The sequence below is a fragment of the Sorangium sp. So ce295 genome, from assembly GCF_051527405.1.
Lineage (GTDB): Bacteria > Myxococcota_A > Polyangia > Polyangiales > Polyangiaceae > Sorangium > Sorangium cellulosum_B.
In genome coordinates, this window is sequence record NZ_CP150324.1 from 13,512,529 (window position 1) to 13,532,939 (window position 20,411).

The 20,411-nt window shown below is 71.5% G+C and carries 15 protein-coding genes; 14 read left to right on the forward strand and 1 reads right to left on the reverse strand.

Annotated elements, in window-relative coordinates:
• Positions 1-132: 132 nt before the first annotated feature.
• The 7 genes from WMF11_RS51095 to WMF11_RS51125 all read left to right on the forward strand — a co-directional run bounded on the left by WMF11_RS51095 (position 133) and on the right by WMF11_RS51125 (position 10,363).
• On the forward strand, positions 133-699 hold the full coding sequence (locus WMF11_RS51095; protein WP_437906291.1) for a cytochrome c maturation protein CcmE: 567 nt from the start codon (positions 133-135) through the stop codon (positions 697-699).
• Between the two features lie 84 nt (positions 700-783).
• Positions 784-2,016 (forward strand): phospholipase D-like domain-containing protein, encoded by a 1,233-nt coding sequence (locus WMF11_RS51100; RefSeq protein WP_437975940.1) that lies wholly within the window; start codon positions 784-786, stop codon positions 2,014-2,016.
• Between the two features lie 18 nt (positions 2,017-2,034).
• On the forward strand, positions 2,035-2,808 hold the full coding sequence (locus tag WMF11_RS51105; protein WP_437548265.1) for an endonuclease/exonuclease/phosphatase family protein: 774 nt from the start codon (positions 2,035-2,037) through the stop codon (positions 2,806-2,808).
• 103 nt (positions 2,809-2,911) lie between these two features.
• Complete coding sequence (locus WMF11_RS51110; protein ID WP_437975941.1) at positions 2,912-3,553, forward strand: NAD(P)-dependent oxidoreductase; 642 nt, start codon at positions 2,912-2,914, stop codon at positions 3,551-3,553.
• Positions 3,554-3,754: 201 nt separating this feature from the next.
• Complete coding sequence (locus tag WMF11_RS51115; protein ID WP_437975942.1) at positions 3,755-7,228, forward strand: DVUA0089 family protein; 3,474 nt, start codon at positions 3,755-3,757, stop codon at positions 7,226-7,228.
• A gap of 794 nt (positions 7,229-8,022) precedes the next feature.
• A complete protein-coding gene (locus WMF11_RS51120; RefSeq protein WP_437906295.1) occupies positions 8,023-8,526 on the forward strand; it encodes a hypothetical protein in 504 nt (167 codons plus the stop codon).
• Positions 8,527-8,773: 247 nt separating this feature from the next.
• Positions 8,774-10,363, forward strand: coding sequence for an MSCRAMM family protein (locus WMF11_RS51125; RefSeq protein ID WP_437975943.1), 1,590 nt, complete (start codon positions 8,774-8,776; stop codon positions 10,361-10,363).
• A 74-nt stretch (positions 10,364-10,437) separates the two neighbouring features.
• Here the strand turns inward: WMF11_RS51125 and WMF11_RS51130 are convergent, their stop codons facing one another.
• Positions 10,438-11,880 (reverse strand): hypothetical protein, encoded by a 1,443-nt coding sequence (locus WMF11_RS51130; protein ID WP_437975944.1) that lies wholly within the window; start codon positions 11,878-11,880, stop codon positions 10,438-10,440.
• Between the two features lie 457 nt (positions 11,881-12,337).
• On the opposite strand from WMF11_RS51130, the gene WMF11_RS51135 reads away from it, so the two are divergent.
• The 7 genes from WMF11_RS51135 to WMF11_RS51165 all read left to right on the forward strand — a co-directional run bounded on the left by WMF11_RS51135 (position 12,338) and on the right by WMF11_RS51165 (position 20,301).
• A complete protein-coding gene (locus WMF11_RS51135) occupies positions 12,338-13,603 on the forward strand; it encodes a YkgJ family cysteine cluster protein (RefSeq protein ID WP_437975945.1) in 1,266 nt (421 codons plus the stop codon).
• A gap of 138 nt (positions 13,604-13,741) precedes the next feature.
• The gene (locus WMF11_RS51140) at positions 13,742-15,073 is read left to right on the forward strand and encodes an aspartate kinase (RefSeq protein WP_437975946.1); all 1,332 of its coding nucleotides are present in this window, start codon (positions 13,742-13,744) and stop codon (positions 15,071-15,073) included.
• A 251-nt stretch (positions 15,074-15,324) separates the two neighbouring features.
• Positions 15,325-16,128, forward strand: a complete 804-nt coding sequence (locus WMF11_RS51145; RefSeq protein ID WP_437975947.1) for an HAD family hydrolase — start codon at positions 15,325-15,327, stop codon at positions 16,126-16,128.
• A 9-nt stretch (positions 16,129-16,137) separates the two neighbouring features.
• Positions 16,138-17,247 carry an ABC transporter ATP-binding protein gene (locus WMF11_RS51150; protein WP_437975948.1) on the forward strand — a complete coding sequence of 370 codons (1,110 nt, stop codon included), beginning with the start codon at positions 16,138-16,140 and terminating at the stop codon, positions 17,245-17,247.
• Entirely contained in the window at positions 17,244-18,572 is a 1,329-nt protein-coding gene (locus tag WMF11_RS51155) for an ABC transporter substrate-binding protein (RefSeq protein ID WP_437975949.1), read from the forward strand. Before WMF11_RS51150 ends, WMF11_RS51155 begins: the two co-directional genes overlap by 4 nt.
• Positions 18,569-19,450, forward strand: coding sequence for a carbohydrate ABC transporter permease (locus WMF11_RS51160; RefSeq protein ID WP_437975950.1), 882 nt, complete (start codon positions 18,569-18,571; stop codon positions 19,448-19,450). Before WMF11_RS51155 ends, WMF11_RS51160 begins: the two co-directional genes overlap by 4 nt.
• Positions 19,447-20,301 (forward strand): carbohydrate ABC transporter permease, encoded by an 855-nt coding sequence (locus tag WMF11_RS51165; RefSeq protein ID WP_437975951.1) that lies wholly within the window; start codon positions 19,447-19,449, stop codon positions 20,299-20,301. The genes WMF11_RS51160 and WMF11_RS51165 overlap by 4 nt, the downstream gene beginning before the upstream one ends.
• The last annotated feature ends 110 nt before the right edge of the window (positions 20,302-20,411 follow it).

Consider the following 20,411-nt stretch of genomic DNA (forward strand, 5'->3'; position numbering starts at 1 on the left):
CTCGCGAGGGAGATCTCCGGTCGGGCTGTCCGCCGCGGCGCCCAGACGGGAGCGCGCCGCCGGCCGGACCCGAGGCCGTGCAGGTGGTGCTCGACCGTCCGCGGGGCGCGGGCTAGCCTGTACCTATCCACGATGAGCAAGAAGCTGGACGACGAGTTGGCCCAGGCGCTGTCTCTCGCAGAGCAGCAGGATACGCCGGCGGTGGTGAAGCCGGCCGCGGCGAGCCCGGCGCCCAAGGCGCGCCCGTCGCGCAGCCTCGGCCTGCTGGCGACGCTGCTCGTCATGGTGGGCGCGCTCGTCGCCCTGTTCCTCGTGGGCTTCAAGGAAGCGGCCGTCTACGCGACGCCGGTCGACCAGCTGCTCGCGTCGAAGGACAAGCTCGCCGGCCGCAAGGTCCGGGTCGAGGGCGAGCTCGTGCCCGGCACGCTGGTCAAGCGCGATTCGCCCTGCGAGTACCGCTTCCAGATCCACGGCACGCAGGCGCCGCTGCCCGTGCGCTACGCCCAGTGCGTCATCCCCGACACCTTCCGCGACGTCCCGAGCGGCGGCGTGCAGGTGACCGTCGAGGGCACGCTCTCGCAGGGCGGCGACTTCGAGGCGAGCCTCGTGATGGCCAAGTGCACCTCGAAGTACGATCCCAACTCGCACGAGATGAAGGGCGGCGCCCAGCCCGGCGAGGGCCCGCTCTCCCTCAAGTGAGCGAACGCGCCCGCTCGCGCGCGGCGCAGCGCCGGCGGGCCGGGTAGCGCTCGTCTTCCTCCGCGCATCCTCCACACTTCGGCGATGATCTCCCGTGACCGCCGGTTGCTGAGCCCCGTCGGCGACGGACGCAGCTCGCCCGTGCCGGGCGATCCGCCCTCGGGCCGCTCCGGCGGCGGCGCGTCGAAGCCGATCGGCCCCATCCTGACGGCGCAGCACGCGCTCACCCTCCTGCCCGGCATGGAGGCGGTGCTGGGCTCGATCTTCCGCGACGTCGAGCGCGCAGCGCGGCGCGTCGACATCGAGACGTACATCTACCGCGACGACCTGCTCGGGAGCGCGTTCGCCGACGTCATGGGGCGGGCCGCGGCGCGCGGGGTGCGCGCGCGGCTCCTCTACGATCCGCTCGGGTCGCACGAGACCGACGCCCCGTTCTTCGACGAGCTCCGGCGCCGCGACATCGAGGTCCGCGCCTACCGTCCCATGGCGCCCGGGCTCGGCCGCGGCGGGCTCCTGCCGCGGGATCACTCGCGCGTCATCGTGATCGACGATCAGGCCTACACCGGCGGCGCCGCGTGGGGAGACGAGTGGCTCCCGGAGCGGCGCGGGGGCAAGGGGTGGCACGACGTCTGTATGCGCCTCGAGGGCCCCTGCGTCGAAGATTTCGCCTTCCTCTTCGAGCAGCGCTGGCGCGAGGCCGACGGCGGATCCGAAGGGGTGCGCGACTACGCGACGGGGCGCAGGTACCCGGATCTCGAGCTCGTCGCGGACACGCCGGACGACAACGCGCGCGTCTATGCCCGCTACCGCGAGGCGATCCGGCGAGCGCGGGAGCGCATCTGGATCGAGAACGCCTATTTCTTCCCGCCCGCCGGGATGCTCAAGGATCTCGTCGACGCGGCCGCGCGCGGCGTCGACGTCCAGATCATCCTCCCCGGCGAGACCGATCTGCCGATCATCAAGCGCGCCGCGCGCGCCGAGCACGCCGCGTGGCTCGATCGCGGCTTCACGATCTTCGAGTACCAGCGGGATGTCCTGCACGCGAAGTTCGCGCTGGTCGACGGCGACTGGTGCACGATAGGCACGTTCAACGCGAACCCGAGCAGCCTGAGCGCCGTCAACGAGGTGAATCTCTTCGTGTTCGATCCGGCGTTCGTCGCGCAGGTGGCGGATCTGTTCTCGCGGGACAGGGCGGACTCGCGGCCGGTGACCCGGGGCACGCTCGCGGCGCGGTCGCTCCGGGGCAAGGCCGCGGACTGGCTCGCTCACGGGGCCTTGAGCCTCCTCGACAAGCTGGTTAAGACATCCCCGGACTGACGCCCGAGGAGGAGGCATTTGAGCCACGATCGCGATCTCGTCGTCCTGACGCAGAACATCTGGGGGGGAGTCGCCCTCTGGGAGCGGCGCCGGACGATGCTTGCCAGGCTCATCGGCGATCTGCGCCCTGGCCTCCTCGGGCTCCAGGAGGTGCACGCGCCGGCGGCGAGCGGCGACCTCGGCCAGGCCGGGGAGCTCTCGCGGCTCGCCGGCGGATACCGGGCCTGGTTCGCGCCGGGCAGGGTCGCCGCGAGCGGCGAGTGCGAGGGGGTCGCGCTGCTCTGCCGGGAGGACATCGAGGTGCTCGATCACTCCGTGGAGGCGCTCACGCTCGATCGCGACGACCCGTTCGAGCGCGACAGCCAGCGCGTCGTCCTGCGCGCCGCGATCCGGCACGCCGGCGCGGTGGTCGACGTGCTCGTCACGCACCTCTCGCTGTCGAAGCGCGCGCGGGCGCGCACCGTGCGCGAGCTCGTGAGCTTCGCCGCGCGCGAGCGCCAGAAGTCGGGGAGCCACGGCGCCGTGCTGATGGGCGACTTCAACGCGCTCCCCAGCGAAGAGGCGGTCTGTTATCTCCAGGCGAGCGCCGGAAACGGCTCCTGGCTCGACGCCTGGACGCAGGCGCACCCCGGCAAGGCGGGCGGCACCTGGCCCGCGGGCCTGCCGCTGCGTCGCATCGATTATGTCTTCGTTCAACCGGGCGAGGGGTGGGCGATCACGCGCTGCGAGCGGGCGCCGTTCTCCGGCTCGGATCACCTCGGCGTGGCCGCCTGGCTGCGGCTCGGGGCCTGAAGGGCGGGGCCCCGCTCGCCCGGATCTCCAGCAGATCTCGATGGATGAGGCATTCGGGCGCAAACTGTACCCGCTGCGGCGGACCGGGTAGGCTGGCGGGCACATGAGCAGGCTGCTGATCTTGGGGGCGACCGGGGGCACGGGCGCCGCGTTGATCCGTCAGGCGCTGGAGGCTGGACACGAGGTCTCGGCATTCGCGCGCACGCCCGCCACCATCCCTGTCCCGCACCATGAGCGGCTGCGCGCGCTCCGCGGCGACATCATGGATGCCGAGCAGGTGTCGCGCGCCGTGTCCGGCCACGACGCCGTCCTCTCGGCCCTGGGGTCGCGCGGCCTGGGTCCGACGCGCGTCTACTCGGACGGCATCGTCCACGTCCTGCGCGCGATGAAGGAGCATGGCGTCCGCCGCCTGATCGCCGTCACCGCCGCGGGCATCGGCGAGGAGCAGCAGCCTGCGCTCTGGTTCCGGCTCCTGGTCAAGCCGATGCTCCGCAACAGGTATTCCGACATGCTGCGCATGGAAGAGGCCCTCCGCCGGAGCGATGTGGCCTGGACCGTCGTGCGCGTCCCCAAGCTCACCGACGGGCGGCTCACCAAGGAGTGCCGCGCCGAAGTCGACCCCTCGCCGCCGGAGGGCTACCTCTTTGGCGGTTCCACGATCTCGCGCGAGGATCTGGCGTATTTCATGCTCTCCCAGCTGGAGAGCGAAGAGTACCTCCGCAAGGCGATCGTCGTGACGTACTGAGGGCGCGGCGCGCTCGTCCTCTCTTGACGCAGCCGCGGAGCATCGGTCTGCTGCCGCCCCCGCCGTCGTGGCCAGCCTGCGGCGCGCCTGCGGTGATCGCCGTGAATGCCGCGATCGCCGTGATCCTCGCGATGCTGCCGAGCAGAGGCCTCATAACCCATGATTTTCTCCCCCAGGACCGCTCTTCCATGGTTCCTCGGTATGGCGCTGATTGCCCTGAGCGGGTGCGATCTGCTCGTCTCACCGGACCGCAGCAAGATCGAGGTGTCCGCAGTCGGGGGCAACGGCGGAGAGGGCGGCAGCGGTGGACAGGGCGGCAGCGGTGGACAGGGCGGCAGCGATGTAGAAAGCGGTAGCGGCGGAGAAGGTGGCAGCGGTGGGCAGGGCGGCGCGCCCGGCGCGGTGTGCGGCGATGGGGCGATCAGCGCTCCTGCCGAGGTGTGCGACGATGGGAATCGGACGGCCGGCGACGGGTGCGATCCGGGTTGCGCGATCGAGCCTGGGTTCGCGTGCGCCGGGGCGCCGAGCGTTTGTACGAGCGGGTGCGGCGACGGCGCGCTGGGCGGCGCGGAGACCTGCGATGACGGCGGCGACGAGGACGGCGATTGCTGCTCGCGCGCGTGTCGGGTCGAGTCCGGCTGCGAGGTCGAGCCGAACGACGGATTCGCGTCGGCCAACGACGCCTTCGCCATCGCGCCCGGCGGTCGGATCCGCGCGTTCATCGACCCCGAATCCGACGTGGACGTGTTCTCGGTGACCGTCCCCGAGGGGTCGGTCGGGCGCATCAAGGCAGAGACGCTCGATGGCCCGCTGGGCACGACCTGCAGCTCGCTCGGCGTCGATACCCATGTGACGATCTTTGACGCGAGCCTGGCGAGCATCGAGGACAACGACGATGTCGCCGACGACGATACCTGTTCTTACCTGGCGCTGCGCAAGCTGAGCTCTGGCGAGTATTTCGTCCGCGTGCAGATCTCCCCTGGAGCGGAGCCCGCGACGTTCGACTACACGCTCTCCCTCACGCTGGATACGTCGGTGTGCGGCGACGGCGTGCTGGAGGATCCGGAGCTCTGCGACGACGGCGACACGACCGGCGGTGACGGCTGCAGCGCGGCGTGCGAGCTGGAGCTCCGCTCTCCCGAGGTCGAGCCGAACGGCACCGCGGCGGAGGCGGAGGGGCGCGCCGCGCTCCGGCCGAACGTGCTCGTCTCGGCGGCGATCGAGCCCCTCGGTGATATCGACGTCTTCGCCTTCGAGGTGCCGGGCCTCGCGGACGTCCAGCTCGCGACGTTCAGCCCCGGGCGGCTGAACGAGTGCGCCGAGGGAGTCGATACCTTCCTCCAGCTGCTCGACGTGGACGGCGCGACGGCGCTGGCGAGCGACGACGACAGCGGCCCCGAGGCTTGCTCTCTCATCGACTCGAGCGTCGACGACAGGGCGACACGGCTCCAGCCGGGCACGTATTATGTGACCGTCGAGGAGTTCAACAACGACGCGTCCATCCCCGGGTACGACCTCCTCATCGCCTTCACCGCGCTCTGCGGCAATGGGGTGATCGAGGAAGGCGAGGCGTGCGACGGCGGGGAGCGGTGTTCCTCGGAGTGCGCGCGGATCCCGGTGTGCGGCGACGGAGCCATCGACGGCGGCGAGGCGTGCGACGACGGCGGGACCGAGGGCGGAGATGGCTGCAGCGCCGCGTGCCAGCTCGAGGGGACCCTCCCGGAGATCGAGCCGAACGACGCGAGAGGCCAGGCGACCGCGGGGCGGGCGACCGCGGCGGGGGCGCTGTTCACCGCGTCGATCTCTCCGCCGGGAGAGCTCGACTTCTTCGCCGTCGACGTCCCCGGCGTGGCCGAGCTGGAGGTGGAGACCTTCGACGCGACCGGCCCGACCTCGTGCCGCGGCATCGACACCGTTGTGCGGCTCCTCGGGCCCGACGGCGCCGTGATCGCCGAGGACAACGACGGCGGCGAAGCCAGGTGCTCCCGACTCCGCGCCGCCGTCGCCGCGCCGGGCGTCTACTACGTGCGCGTCCAGGGCTATGATGGAGGAGACTCCATCGCTGGATATACAGTGCGCGCGCGGACGACGGCCCTCTGCGGCGACGGCGTGGTCGAGGGCCTGGAGGAGTGCGACGGCGGCGCCGCGTGCGGGGCGACGTGCCAGCGCATCCCGGTGTGCGGAGACGGCTTCATCGACGAGCCCGAGGTCTGCGATGACGGCAACACCGGAGGCGGGGATGGCTGCGACGCCGCATGTCGGATCGAGGGCGCGATCGCCGAGATCGAGCCCAACTCGACCCCTGCCGAGGCCGAGGCGAACGGCCCTGTCGCGCCGGGAGCGCTCGTGTCCGGCGCGATCGAGCCGGACAGCGATGTCGACCTCTTCGCCCTGCAGGTGACGACCGTCTCCGATCTCCGGCTCGAGACCTTCGACTCGAGCGGCCCCGCGCGGTGCGCCGAGGGCGTCGACACGGTCCTCTCCCTCCTCTCGCCGGACGGGGCGACCGTGCTCGCCTCCGACGACGACGGCGGGATCGGCGCCTGCTCGCTCATCGACTCGAGGAGCCCGGCCGGGGCCGCGGCGCGCCGCCTGGATCCCGGGACATACCATGTCCGGGTCAGCGGCTTCCCGGAGCAGCCGGGGGCCCGCTACACGCTGCGGGTCTCGCTCGACGCCTCGTGCGGCGACGGCGTGCGGCAGGGCGCGGAGGAGTGCGACGGAGGCGCGGGGTGCAGCGCCCGTTGCGAGAGGCTCCCGGTCTGCGGCGACGGCCTGCTCGACGCGCCGGAGGGGTGCGACGACGGCAATGTCGCGGGCGGCGACGGGTGCAGCCCCGCCTGCCAGCTCGAGGCGGTGACCGCCGAGATCGAGCCGAACGACACCCCCGCGCAGGCCGGGGCGAGCGATCTCGTGATCTCGGGCGACGCGCTCCTCGCGGCGAGCCTCGCGGCGGGCGGCGACAGGGACGTGTTCCGCCTGAGCTTGCCTGTCGCCTCGGTCGTGCGCCTCGAGATCTTCGACGGCACCGCGGCGGGCTGCGACGGAGGCCTCGTCACGACGCTCCGCGTGCTCGAGGCGGCGGGCGGGACGGTCGCGACGGACGAGGGGCTCTCCGACACCGCGTACGCGGGCGGCATCGGCGGATGCTCGGCGCTCGTCGTGGCGTTGCCTTCCGGCGACCACGACGTCGAGGTCGCGGCGCGCGAGGGCGGCGCGGAATTTCCGCTCTACCTCCTCCAGGCCAAGATCCTCGCGCCCGCGGGCGCAGAGGAGGAGCCGAATGGCAGCATCGCCACGGCGAGCAAATCCGTCGGATCCGACGGGTTCATCGCCGGCGCGCGGGCGACCGACGATTTCGACTTCTACGCCGTGGATGTCCCGGAGAACCGGTCGATCCGCGCGGAGATCATCGAGGGCGGCGAGGAAGCGTGCGAGTCGCTCGAGATCGACAGCCGGCTGTCGCTGCTCGACGCCGCGGGCTCGCTCATCGCGGACGATGACGACGGCGGCCGGGGCAACTGCTCGATCCTCGACGGCACCGGGGACGCCCCGCGCCACCCCGGGGCTCACGCGCTACCGGCGGGGCGGTACTTCCTCCGCGTCCGCGCCGCGTCTGGCGCCTCGGGCACCGCGGCCCTCTTCGCGTACCGGCTGGCCGTCACGCTCCGCTGACGAGCGCGGACGCCGCCGGACGTCCGGGATTACCGGTGACCCCGTCCGGCCCGGACGGCGCGCGTCCGCCGCCGCGCGTCCGGTGGCGCGCGTCGCCGGGAGGCCGGGACGCACCCGCCGCCGCGCGGCGACTCGATGTCTCGATATCCCATCATCGCGAGACTCCCGCGCTCCGTCGCGCCGCCGCGCGGTGTGGCTCCGCGGTGCTCATCGGAGCCGCATGGGGGGGCCATACCCACAAGCGCCTTCGCGGGGCGTCTTCGGTAGGTAGGTAGGTAGATCGAGCGCCGGGGGCGGGACGGAGCTGCCTTGTGCCTCGGCCGCGCGCCCGCCTCGGCGTTCCCCGGCGATTCGCGCCCTCGGCGGCGCCTCGAGGCGCCGCCGTACACCGCCTCTCGGCGCGGGTGCGTGATACTTCGGCCGGATGTAGGCGCCCGCGGGGTGCGTTCACGGCAGAGGGCACGAGTTCATAATCGAGGAGTGCCGGTATTATCCATGGTTCTAACTCCGTCCTGTTTTTGACCGGAAAGATGCCAGTCAAAAGTGCTTGCGTGAGACCGCGGGGAGAATAGTCTCCTGTTGTTCGCGTCATGACCTCGGGGCGGGTTCCTCCGGGAGCGTGACCGTGACGGGACGACGACGACGTGCGTCGCGCCCGTCGGGGCACCGCTCTCCTGGCGCAGGCCCCGGGGGATTGCATCCCTTGGGTGACGATCTGGATAGGTATCTGCATCAAACTTCACCACAGATTCGATTCCTCGGAGGTATTTCTCATGAAGAATTTCGCTCGTTGGGTGCTCGCTTTCGCAACCATCACGTCGATCTCGGGCAGCGCCTTGGCCATCCGGAACGACTGTATCTACAACGTCTCGATGAAGACCGGGCTGAGGAAGGTGCCCGTCGGTACGACCGTCTGCCAGCTGGCCGAGCAGGCGGGCACCCCGTTCAACGATGAGTGCGGCTACGTGTGCAAGTGGGGCGTCGTGGCGGCCCCGGGCGCCGCCGTTGCCTCCAACATGTTCCTTCGCCAGGCGACGACGATCGGGAACAACGACTGCGACTGGAACTCCTTCTACTTCACGGACGGGAGCATCTCGCTCCTGCCTTCCGTGCCGATCCCGCCCAGCACCGTGGCGTTCCCGCCCAGCACCGGCATCACCTCACGGCTCCAGAAGGCGCCCATCTGCAACTTCGTGGGGATGGAGAACGACTTCAACGGCTACATCAATGCCACGATTCAGTTCTATTCCGCGCTGTCGATGCCCACGCCGGTCATGTTCGCCCCGCACTGCTACTGACGGCGTGCCTTTGAGACCGGTCTTCACTGGGCTCTGAGACGGCGCCCGGCGTCCGACCGATCGGCGAGAGCCTCCCTGCAGAAAGCCCATAGTAACGGCCCCGGGCAGGTCGGGGAGGCGCTCGTCGATCGCGTCGTGCGGATTGAGGAGGGGGCGCCGGCGGAACGCCGGCGGCCCCCTCTCTTCTCCGCCTCTGCCGAGCTCCCGGCTCGAGGGCTCTAGCCAGGTCAACTTGTCTGGAGGAACAATGATGCAACCGAGTTCGTCGCAACGGAACCCCTCGCGCCGGCCCCTGTGGATCGCCGCCGGATTGCTCCTGGCCGCCCTCGCCGGCGTCGCCCTCTTCCTCGCCTTCCGCTCCGGGGACGAGCAGACCGCCGGGGCGAGTGCCCCGGCCGCCGGGGCCGAGAAGCACGTCCGCTACCGCAACAGGGCGCTCGTGCGCGGCCCGGCGCCGGCGGCGGCGAAGGAGGAGGCGCGGCCCGCGATCAGCGGCCTCGTCTATGGCACGGACGGGAACACCCTCGCCGGAGCGACCGTCGTCGCCATGACCTTCGAGGTCGCCGGCAACGTGCTCTCGACCGCGGGCTCCGTGAAGAGCGACGACGCAGGGCGGTTCGAGCTCACGCTCCCGGACGGCACCTACCAGCTGAGCGCGAGCGTCGATGGATACGGGACCACGTCGACCACGGCGCGCCCCGGCGAGGCGGTGAGCCTCGTGCTGCCGAAGAGCGGCGTCATCGAGGGGCGCGTGCTGGACGAGCGGGGCGAGCCCGTGCGCCGCTTCTCGATCGACATCCTCTCGGCCGTGACGGCGGAGACGCCGGCGACGCCGCCCCTGTTCTCTCGCACGTTCGAGAGCCCGGACGGCTCGTTCCGCGTCGATCAGCTGCCCTCGTGGGACGTCGTGGTCAGGGCGACGGCGGCGGAGTTCGCGCCCGCGTTCTCCACGAACGTCAACGTGCGCGTCGGAGACGTCGAGAAGATGGATCTGACCCTCTCGAAGGGATGTACCTTGAGCGGGCAGGCGGTGGACTCGTCCGGCGCTCCGCTGCCCGGGGTGTACGTGGACGCCGAGTCGCTCTTCGCCGTCGGCGAGCTGAGCAGCCTGTCCATGGAGGCCGCCGCGCAGGCGCAGACCGAGGACGACGGCTCCTTCAGCCTGCCGCACGTGCCGAAGGGCACGATCGTCGTCCGCGGCTATGACGGCAGCAACGCCGTGAGCTCGACCGAGATCGAGGTCGCGAACTGCGACGGCCTGAAGCCGGTGAAGCTCGTGATGTCGCCCGGCGGCAGCCTCTCCGGCGTGGCGCGAGACGCCGAGGGCAAGCCCATCGCCGGCGCCCGGCTCACGCTCATGCACCGCCCGATCGGCTTCGTGAACACGGTGAGCGACGAGGACGGCGCCTTCCACTTCGACCAGGTCCCGCCCGGCGAGCTCCGCGTCATGATGCGGCGAGGCGAGGAGGTGATGCTCGCGGCGGTCGGCATCGAGGACGGGAAGACCACGCAGCACGACATCGCCTTTGCGCCCCGGGGCACCGGGGAGATCCGCGGCCGCGTCACCGTGGCCGGCAAGCCGCTCCCGGGGGCTCGCCTCATGATGGCCACCCAGATCGGGGAGGACGGCGCGATCGGCATGTTCTACCCCGTCACCGTGGAGGACGGCTCGTTCCGCGTGTCCGGGCTCCCGACCGGCGGCTACATCGTCAACGTCGAGTCGACGAGCATCGGGACGGGCGTGCAGGTGAAGGCGGGCGAGGTCGTGACGGCGGATCTCCAGGTGATCGACCTGCCCAGCATGAAGGGCCAGGAGGCCGCGCTCCCGCTCCGGTAACGAGCGCAGCGCCAGCGCGATCTCCCGGCTGTCCGGAGGCGGAGCCTCCTGGACGGCCGGTCCGCGTTTTCAGGTCACTCCGCCGGGGCGATGGTCAGCGTGAACGGCCCCGAGGAGGCGGCGTTGTAGCTGTCGACGAAGATGTCGATCGGCTGGCCCGCCGTCGCCGTCACCGTGATCGACTCGGGCCACCCGGAGTCGTCGGGATCATCCACGCAGGCGAGCTCGCTGCCCTGGTCTGCGCAGTCGCTGCGCGCGTAGAGGACGACATCGGCGTGGCCCTCCGGCGTCGCGGTGATCGTCAGGTTGCCGCTCTCCGCCGGGGTATACCGGTACACGAGCTCCCCGCCTTCGCCGCCGCACGACGCCGTGACGCCCTGCGTGCCCTCGGAGGTGTCGCCCACCGTCGTTGCCTCCGTGAGCGTCGCCGTGGCCGCGCACAGCGGCTCCAGGTTCACCTTGCACTCGTCGCTGCACGCGTTGTCATCCACGGCGTCTCCGTCGTCGCACTCCTCCGCGCCGACGCGCGCTCCGTCCCCGCAGATCTCCTCCGCGAAGGACACGTCGAGCGTATACGACGCGTCCATCCCGTTCTTGCCCTCGATGAAGATGAAATAGGTCTGACCGGGCTCGGTGAGCAGCTCCAGCGGGGCCTCTTCGGGTGTGAACGCGGTGACGCAGCCGAGCAGCGTCGCCTCGTCGTCGCAGCTCTCCCGGATGTACCAGTCGAAGTCGGCCTCCGGCGCCGTCGCCGTCGCGGCGATCTGGACCGCGCCCTTCGCCGGCGCGACGAACCGGAACACCCGCTCTCGCATGCCCGTGCCCGTGACGGACGTGATGAGTCCAGGGCAGAGCGCCGCGAACAGGTTGGTGCCGGCCTCCGTCGTGCCGGTGAACCTCCCGCCCTCCGAGACGTCGGTGGCCTCCGCGCACGCCGCGGCGACGCCCTCGACGCACGCTGCCTTCGTCGAGCAGTCGCGCTCCTCGCAGTCCTGCAGGCCGTCCTTGTCCTCGTCCTCGCCGCTGTCGCAGATCTCACCCGACGAGACGCAGAACGCGGAGTCCTCGTCGCAGGCGCCCTTGCACTGCGCGTCGTCTTCGCAGCCGCCAAAGCACATCGTCCACCCGTCGTCGGTCACGTCGACGCACGTATTCTCCGCCCTCCCGCAGTCGGACGTCTCTTCACAGGACTTGAGGCAGAGCGAGAAGCTGCCCTGCGGCAGGCACTCGGAGCCCTCCCCGCACGGCAAGAGCGCCGTGTCGCAGAGCCTCGTGCAGTAGCCGCCCGCCCAGCCGAACTCCTCCTCGGTCAAGCAGAGCCCGCCGAGGCAGTCCTCGTTGACCGCGCAGGCCTCGCCGTCCGCCTTCCCGTCCGGCGCGATGCCCTCGCCGTCGTCACCGCCCTGGCCGCCAGTGCTGGACGCCGCTCCCAGCGGTGAGATCTGGTCGTCGTCGCCGCAGGCGGCGAGCGCGAGAGACATCGCTGTGACCGCCGACAGGGGAAGAGCAAGTCGCATGGTGTTCTCCTGAAAGAGAGGTACAGCGCTCGACCAGGGAACGCAGCAAAACTTGCGACAACAGCGAAAAGAGCCTGGACTGACTGGAATTGTTACGTCCGGGGCGAAATGCGGTGGTAAGAAAAGAACCCTTACAATCGTTCAATGCTGCGACCGTGACGTTTCAAAAACGAAACGTGTAGGGGATGTCCCTGACGCATGGCCGCAATTCGGGGTGCTTCCTAGGGGTCGTCCGGATGGCACGGTCAGTGCTTCATGGGAGGCAGCGCCGCCGGCGTGGCCTTCGCCCCCCTGAGGCCCCGGCGGCGCTGTCTTTTTGTCGGTCGACGTCTCGCCGATCGCCGTCGCCACGCCTGAGCCCACTGGCTCGCTGCCCCACGCCGGGCGCGATGGGCACGCGGGGATCGACGCCGGATCGAGCGCCGATCTCCGTGGCGTTGTATGGTCCCGCCGCCCCATGGCGACGAAGCTCATCGCTCCCTCGAGCCACCCCCCGAATCAGAAGTTCGAGTGCCGCGACTGCCCAGCTCGGTGCTGCCGGATGCCGTGGAACATCCGCTTCAGCGGCGACGAGGCCAGGCGGTACCTCGCCGAGCCCTGGGTGCGGGAGCGCGTCGGGGAAGAGGGGGCCCTCGTCATCGGGCGCGGCGTGCTGCCCGTGCGGGAGCGGGATCGCCAGCTCCAGTGCGTCTTCCTCGACGACGACATGCTCTGCAGCATGCAGAAGCGGTTCGGCCACGAGTACATCCCGAAGTCGTGCCAGGCGTTCCCGTTCGGGTTCGTCCGCGACGAGAAGGATGCCGTCGTCGCGCAGCTCTCCCAGCTGTGCCCGTCCATCCGCGACAACTACGGCAAGCCCGTCGACCGCCAGCTCAAGGCGAAGCTCCAGCAGCGAGGCGACACGGAGCGGATGTCGACGGCGCTGGCGACGCTGAGCGGCGTGATCCTCACCCAGCCGCTTTATCTGCGCGCCGCGAGGCACTGGGAAGAGCAGATCGCGACCGGCGCGTCGCCGGCGTCGACGCTGGCCCGGCTCTACGACTGGACGGCGGCCTTCGAGCGCGCTCTCCCCCAGGGCCAGGGGCGCGCGACGGACGCCTCGGTCGACGCCGCCCTCGGGCAGGCCGGCAAGGAGGAGCTTGAGCCGCTCGCGCCCCGCAAGAAGCCCTCTTTCTATGCGCGGGTGCTGTTCGCCTATCTCCTCGGCAACCTCTGCTATCCGTCGCGGGTCCGCGAGCCCCACCGGGTCGAGAAGGCCTCGTGGACGGAGCTCCAGGCGCTGCGCAGCTTCGGGAACAAGGCCGCCTGGATGCTCGGGAGAGGCACCGTCGATATGATGTTCGTCCCCAGGCCGTTCAAGCTCCAGCGGGTGAGCACGGTCGATCGCTTCCTCGCCGGCGACGAGGGGGCCGCCGTGAAGGACTACCTGCGCCTCGTGCTCCAGCGCCGGCACATCTTCTCGGCGCCGAGGCACCTCCTGGCGGCCGTGCTCGACCTCTCGCTGGCCACCGTCGTGATCTCCCGCTTCGCCCGCTGCCGCGCCGCGGCGGATGGCAGGGTCAAGGTCTCCCCGGAGGACGTGCGGGAAGGGATCAGCGTCGCCGAGCTCGTCCTCCTGAGCCACGCGGCCCTCTCGGAGCAAGGCACGCTCATGAAGAACCTGCGCTGGCTCCTGCTCACGAAGCGCGAGAGCTTCCGGGCCCTCCTGGCGACCGAGGCATAGGCCCCTCGCCCGCCTGGTCGGGTCGGCTACCGCGACAGGCTCTTAGCACCTCGCGTCAACGTCAGGCCGGGCTCGCCTAACCGCCGACCGCGACTATTCTCGCGCCCACCGGGCCAGCTGGCCCATGGAGGCACGCGCATGATCGTCATGAAGTTCGGCGGCAGCTCGGTCGAGAGCCGCGCGCAGATCGAGAAGGTTCTTCACATCGTCAGAGCCCGCCTGGCCCGCCGCCCCGTCGTGGTGAGCTCCGCGCACAAGGGCATGACCGACGCGCTGATCAACGCCGCCAAGGCCGCCGCCACGGGGCGGTTCGATCCCTCCGTCCCGGTGAACAAGCAGCGCGCGGTCGCCGAGTCGCTCGGCTGCGCGCCCGACCTCCTCGCGCCCTTCTACGAGGAGATCGCCGATCTCCTGCGCGGCATCAGCCTCGTCAAGGAGCTCAGCCCGAGGAGCCTCGACTACATCGCGAGCTTCGGGGAGCGCATGGCCGTGCGCTGCATCGCGGACTTCTTCGCGAGGAGCGGCGTGCCGGCCCGCGCCTACGACGTCTGGGACCTCGGCTTCATCACCGACGCGAACTTCGGCCGCGCGCGCCCGCTGCCCGGGTTCGACGCCCGGATCAAGGCCATGTTCGCCGAGCGCGTCCCCGAGGGGATCGTGCCGATCGTCACCGGCTTCGTCGGCCGCAACGAGGCGGGCGAGATCACGACCGTCGGCCGCAACGGGAGCGACCTCACGGCCACGCTGGTCGCGGCGGGGCTCGGCGCCGAGGAGGCGCAGATCTGGAGCGACACCGACGGCGTGATGACCGCCGACCCGAGCGTCGTGAAGACGGCCCGGAACATCCCCACGATGCGCTTCGAAGAGGCCGCGGAGCTCGCGTTCTTCGGCTCCCGCGTCCTGCACCCCTCCACGCTCCTGCCCGCCATGGAGAAGGGCATCCCGGTGCGGGTCCTCAACACCAACCGGCCGGATCACCCCGGCACGGTCATCGGCTTCGACACCGACGCCGCGTCCCCGCCCGTGACGAGCATCGCCTACCGCGAGCGGCAGGTCGTGCTCAAGATCAGCTCGACCCGGATGTTCGGCGAGGTCGGCTTCCTCGCGCAGGTGCTCGCGGTGCTGGCCCGGCACGAGGTCGTGATCGACGTGATCACCACGTCCGAGGTCTCGGTCTCGATGACCACCGACGACCTCGGGAAGCTCAGCCGCGCGCTCCCCGAGCTCGAGCAGTTCGGCGCCTGCGAGGTCCTGCCCAACCGGACGACCCTCGTGATCGTCGGCCAGGGCATGCCCAGGCAGAAGGGCGTCGGCGCGCAGGTGCTCGACGCGATGGCCCAGGCCGGCGTCAACGTCGAGATGCTCAGCTACGCCACGGGCAGCGTGAACCTGTCGATGGTCATCGAGGACGCGCACGTCGCCTCCGCGGTCGGCGTCCTGCACCACTCCCTCTTCGAGAAGGCGCGGTGACGCCTCGTGGCGCGCCGGACCGACTGAACCTCGAGAAACAGGAGAGATTTCTCAGGGAGGCGAGGAGACGGGGAGATTTTATTTTCCTTTCTCTTCCTCCTCGCCTCCCCGTCTCCCTGTTGTTTTCTCCCGGATCCTCGGTGTGATCGGCGTTCCTGCCGGGTGACGCGACGTGGACAGGCGTGACGCGACGCGGGCGCCGCAGTAGGCGTAGGCCTCGGTCGGACCAGGCGTCCGGCCCCGGGGAGACCATGACGGCGGCACACCTCGACGGCAGCGCGACGATCCCGCGCGAGAGCACGACGGACATCCTGCGGCGGATCGAGGCCGCGCACGGCACGTACGCCACGCGCCCCGCGCTCGCGTTCGACGCGGACGGCACCCTCTGGGAAGGGGACGTGGGCGTCGACCTCTTCGAGGCGTTCCTCGCGGGGCGCTTCGCGCGGCCCGAGGCGGAGGCGGCGCTGCGCCGCGAGGCCGAGGCGTTCGGCGTCGCCGCGGAGGGCGGCGCGCACGAGATCGCGAGCGCGCTCTACGCGGCGTTCAACGCCGAGCGCTACCCGGAGGACAGGGCCTTCGCGATGATGGCCTGGGCCTTCGCGGGGTGGCGCGAGGACGAGCTCGCGGCGCTCGTCGACCGCGTGCTCGAGGAGAAGGGCCACGCCGGGCGGATCCGGCCCGCGCTGCTGCCGATCCTGGACTGGGCGCGCTCGCGCGGCGTCCCGGTGTACGTCGTCTCGGCGTCGCCGCGCGCCGTGATCGTGCGCGCCGTCGCGCGCCTCGGCGTCGCGCCCGAGCGCATCGCCGCGATGACCCCGGCCGTCCGCGAGGGCCGGCTCGCCCCCGAGCTCGGCGCGCCCGCGACCTACGGCGAGGGGAAGACCCGCGCCCTCGAGCGCATCTTCCCCGAGCCGGCGGTGCTCGCGGCCTTCGGCGACAGCGCCTACGACGCCGCCCTGCTCCGGACGGCCCGGGTGCCCGTCGCGGTCTCCCCGAGCCCCAAGCTGCTCGCGGTCGCCGAGACGATCCCCGGGCTCGTCCTGCTCGCCACCTGAGCTTTTGCCATGGCCACCCTCTCGCTCCGAGGCCTGACCCGAAGGTTCCCGAGCGCCGAGCGCCCCGCGCTCGCCGGCCTGGATCTCGACGTCGACGACGGCGAGCTGCTCGTCCTCGTCGGCCCCTCGGGCTGCGGCAAATCGACGGCGCTCCGGCTGATCGCGGGCCTCGACAGCCCCGACGGCGGCACGGTGTCGATCGGCGGGCGCGACGTGAGCCGCGTCGCGCCAGAGGACCGCGACGTGGCCATGGTCTTCCAGGGCTACGCGCTCTACCCGCACATGACCGCGCGCGACATCATGGGCTTCCCGCTCAGGATGCGCGGGGTCGCGCGGGAGGAGCGGGCGCGCCGCGTCGAGGAGGCGGCGGCGCTTCTCGCCATCGGTCACCTGCTCGACCGGCGCCCCGGCGAGCTCTCGGGAGGCGAGCGCCAGCGCGTCGCCATGGGGCGCGCGATCGTGCGTGCCCCCGCGGCGTTCCTTTTCGACGAGCCGCTCTCGAACCTCGACGCCGCGCTGCGCGCCGAGCTCCGTGTCGAGCTCGCGGCGCTCGTGCGCCGCCTCGGCACGACGTCGGTCTACGTGACCCACGATCAGGTCGAGGCCATGACCATGGGCGACCGCATCGCCGTGCTCCGCGCCGGCGAGCTCCAGCAGGTCGGCCCGCCGCGCGCCATCTACGAGGCGCCGGCGAACACCTTCGTGGCCGGGTTCCTGGGCACGCCGGCGATCAACCTCCTCCCGCTCGAGCGCTCCGGCGAGCGGTACGAGGGCCCGGCGCTCTCGCTGCCCGCCCCGCCGGGGGTGGCGCTCCCCGACCGGGCCATTGCCGGCGTGCGGCCCGAGCACCTGCGCGTCGCGCCGGGGCGCGGATCACACGGCGACGCCGGGGCGCAGGGCGAGGTGGAGGTCGAGGCGCGCGTCGTCGTGGCCGAGCCGCTCGGCGCCGAGACGTTCCTGTACCTCGACGCGGGCGGGACGCGGCTGCGGGCGCGGGCGCACGGCTTCGCGACGCCCGCGCCGGGCGAGGCGGTGCGCGCGCGGCTCGATCCTCGCGACGTGCTCTGGTTCGACGCGGGCTCCGGCGCGCGGATCGCCCCGCCGCGGGCCGCGTCATGAGCGGGGACGGCCGCGCCGTGCGCTCGCGGCGCGACGCGCTCCGGGCGCTCGCCGCGTCGCTCGCCGCGGCCGCGACGGGATCGATCGGCTGCGCGCGGCGCGCGCGCGTCGACGGCGCGCGAATCGAGGGCTCGCTGTGGTTCGCCTACGGCGGCAAGAACCGCGAGGTGCTCCTGTCGCTCGTCGACCAGTTCCACCGCGAGCAGGACCGCTACCGCATCGACGCCGTGTACCAGGGCGACTACTTCGAGGCGCTCGCCAAGCTGCGGACCGCGCTCGCGGCGGGCGCGGCGCCCGCCCTGACGCACGTGGTCGGCGAGGTGGTGCCCTACCTGGCCGAGGCGGGCGTGCTCGAGCCGCTCGATCGCTTCCTCGCCGACGCCCCGGGCGGCGACCTCGACGTGGTCGAGGCGCTCGGCCAGTCGGGGACGTTCGTGGGCGGCGGCGAGCGCCCGCTCGTGTGCCTGCCGTTCAACCGATCGACGCCGATCGCCTACTACAACCGGAATCTGTTTCGCGAGCTCGGGCTGTCGCCGCCGACGACCTGGGACGAGCTCCGCGCGACGGCCGCGCGGCTCGTCGTGCGCGACGGCGAGAGCACGCGGCGGTGGGGCTTCGAGTGCCCTGTCGACTGGTGGTTCTGGGCGGCGCTCGTCGGGCAAGCGGGCGGCGACGTCGTGGCCCCGGACGGCACGCCCACGCTCGGCGGGGAGGCGGGCGTGCGCGCCCTCAGGTTCTGGCAGACCCTCGTGCACGAGGACCGCACGATGAAGCCGCCGCCTGGGCGCGATTACAACGCGTGGCAGGTGACGAACACCGACTTCCTGGCGGGCCGGGTCGCGATGATCTGGACCTCGACAGCGTTCCTCCGGTACCTGGAGGACAACGCGAGCCAGGCGGGCGCGGGGAAGTTCGAGGTCGGCGCCGCCCCGCTGCCGCGCGACGTGCGCGCCTCGGTGCCCACGGGCGGGACGATGTTCGTGATGCCGCGGGGCGCCGCGCCGGCGGCGCAGGAGGCGGCGTTCGCGTTCCTGCGCTGGATGATGCAGCCGGAGCAGGCGAACTCGTTCGCGACGCGGACGGGCTACATCCCCGTCTCGCGCCGCGGCCTCGAGGTGCTCCGGCAGGGCGGCTACTACGCCGCGCACCCGAACGACCGCGTCGCGGTGGACCAGCTCGCGCACGCCGCGCCCTGGCCCTGGTCTCCGGACCTGTTCCGCGTCCAGCGCGAGGCGGTGCAGCCCCGGCTCGAAGAGGCGGTGCTCGCCCCGCGCGACGCCGCCGAGACCCTCTCCGAGGCCGTCCGCGCGGCGCGCGAGCGATGAAGCCCAAACACCCCCTCTCGCCCTACCTGCTCCTCCTGCCCACCGCGGCCTTCCTGGCGGTGTTCTTCCTGATCCCGCTGCTGCTCGCGGCCAAGAACAGCTTCTTCGCGTGGGACCTGCTCACGCCCCCGCGGTACGTCGGGCTCCGGAACTACGAGGTCCTCGTCGAGAGCGGCGAGCTGGCCGGCACGCTGCTCCGCACGCTCGGCTACAGCGCCGTCGTGGTGGCGCTCTCCGGCGCCCTGGGGCTCGCGCTGGCGGTGGCGCTCGATCGCCCTGGGCCGGTCTATGCTTTCGTGCGGGGCGCGGTGTTCAGCGCCTATGTCGTGTCGTGGGTCGCGGTGGCGCTCCTCTGGATGTGGATCCTCGACGCCGAGGGGCTCTTCACCGTCGCGCTCCGCTGGCTCGGCCTGCCGACGATGAGCTGGCTCGGTGATCCCCGCTCGGCGCTGCTCGCGCTGGCCGCGGTGAGCGTCTGGAAGATCACCGGTTATGCCATGGTCATCTTCCTGGCAGGCCTCCAGGACATCCCCCGCGCGCTCCACGAGGCGGCCGCGCTCGACGGCGCCGGCCCGTGGCGGCGGTTCCGCCACGTGACATGGCCGCTGCTCCGCCCGAGCGCCGCCTTCGTGGCGACGACGAGCCTCATCCTCTCCTTTCAGGCGTTCGACGTGATCCGCGTGATGACGCAGGGAGGGCCGGTCAAGGCGACGACCCTCTTCGTCTACGCGATCTACGAGCACGTCTTCGTGAACCTGCGGGTCGGTCGGGCCAGCGCTATGATCGTGATCTTCTTCGTCTTTTTGCTCCTGTTGACGGTGCTGCAGCTCGGGGCGCTCCGCGCGGGCGCGCCTCGCCAGGGGAGGCGGCCGTCATGACGGCGGGGCAGAGCGGCGGCGCCGGTGCTGGGCTCTTCAGCTCGCGCTCGCGCCGCCTCGTCTCGGACGCCGTGCTCGTCGTGGTGGCCATCGTGTGGCTCGGGCCGTATGCGTGGATGACGATCACCTCGCTGAAGACGCTGCCCGAGATCACCCGCGCTCCGGCTTACCCCTTGCCGCAGGCCTTCCAGCTCGGCGCGTACCGCGAGGTGCTCCAGGCGGTGCCGGTGATGCGGTATTTCGTCAACACCGTGTTCATGGCGACGGCCATCGCGCTGTTGCAGATCGCCCTCGCGCTCCCGGCCGGTTATGCGCTCGCGAAGCTCAGGTTCGTGGGGCGGAGCGCCGCGTTCGTCATCGTGCTCTCGTGCCTTCTGATCCCGGCGCAGGTGACCTTCGTGCCGGTCTTCACGATGCTCGGCTCGGTCGGCCTCGTGAACACGTTCGGGGCGCTGATCCTGCCCTTCGGGGTGAGCGCGCTCGGCACGTTCCTCGTGCGCCAGGCGCTGCTCTCGGTCCCTGACGAGATCATCGAGGCGGCGAGGATGGATGGGGCCGGCGAGCTCAGGATCGTCTACCTGATCCTCGGCCCGATGCTGCGGCCGACGCTCTCGGCGCTGTTCCTGTTCAGCTTCGTCTTTCACTACAACGATTACTTCTGGCCGCTCGTCATGACGACCGACGACGAGGTACGCACGCTGCCGCTCGCCATCGCCCTCCTCCGGGAGCAGGGGACAGGGGTCCGCTGGCACCTCGTGATGGCCGGCAACGTGATCCTGAGCCTGCCTGTGCTCCTCGTGTTCGCGGCGGCGCAGCGGCAGATCCTGCGCGCGGTGACGGCGCGGATCTGAGCGGCGCGGGCGCCCGGGCAGGCCCGGCGCCGGAGGCCGGCGATCGAGCGGCCGACCAGCCGGCGTGTGCATCGACGTGGCAGTGAGCGTCGGGCGCGATCGAGCCCTGC

Bases quoted from the DNA above. Each gene is read 5' to 3' on its own strand.
- WMF11_RS51115 (WP_437975942.1), top strand. From the start codon at position 3,755: ATGGCGCTGATTGCCCTGAGCGGGTGCGATCTGCTCGTCTCACCGGAC.
- WMF11_RS51150 (WP_437975948.1), top strand. From the start codon at position 16,138: ATGGCCACCCTCTCGCTCCGAGGCCTGACCCGAAGGTTCCCGAGCGCC.
- WMF11_RS51160 (WP_437975950.1), top strand. From the start codon at position 18,569: ATGAAGCCCAAACACCCCCTCTCGCCCTACCTGCTCCTCCTGCCCACC.
- WMF11_RS51110 (WP_437975941.1), top strand. From the start codon at position 2,912: ATGAGCAGGCTGCTGATCTTGGGGGCGACCGGGGGCACGGGCGCCGCG.
- WMF11_RS51095 (WP_437906291.1), top strand. From the start codon at position 133: ATGAGCAAGAAGCTGGACGACGAGTTGGCCCAGGCGCTGTCTCTCGCA.
- WMF11_RS51155 (WP_437975949.1), top strand. From the start codon at position 17,244: ATGAGCGGGGACGGCCGCGCCGTGCGCTCGCGGCGCGACGCGCTCCGG.
- WMF11_RS51100 (WP_437975940.1), top strand. From the start codon at position 784: ATGATCTCCCGTGACCGCCGGTTGCTGAGCCCCGTCGGCGACGGACGC.
- WMF11_RS51125 (WP_437975943.1), top strand. From the start codon at position 8,774: ATGATGCAACCGAGTTCGTCGCAACGGAACCCCTCGCGCCGGCCCCTG.
- WMF11_RS51140 (WP_437975946.1), top strand. From the start codon at position 13,742: ATGATCGTCATGAAGTTCGGCGGCAGCTCGGTCGAGAGCCGCGCGCAG.
- WMF11_RS51165 (WP_437975951.1), top strand. From the start codon at position 19,447: ATGACGGCGGGGCAGAGCGGCGGCGCCGGTGCTGGGCTCTTCAGCTCG.
- WMF11_RS51135 (WP_437975945.1), top strand. From the start codon at position 12,338: ATGGCGACGAAGCTCATCGCTCCCTCGAGCCACCCCCCGAATCAGAAG.
- WMF11_RS51145 (WP_437975947.1), top strand. From the start codon at position 15,325: ATGACGGCGGCACACCTCGACGGCAGCGCGACGATCCCGCGCGAGAGC.
- WMF11_RS51130 (WP_437975944.1), bottom strand. From the start codon at position 11,880: ATGCGACTTGCTCTTCCCCTGTCGGCGGTCACAGCGATGTCTCTCGCG.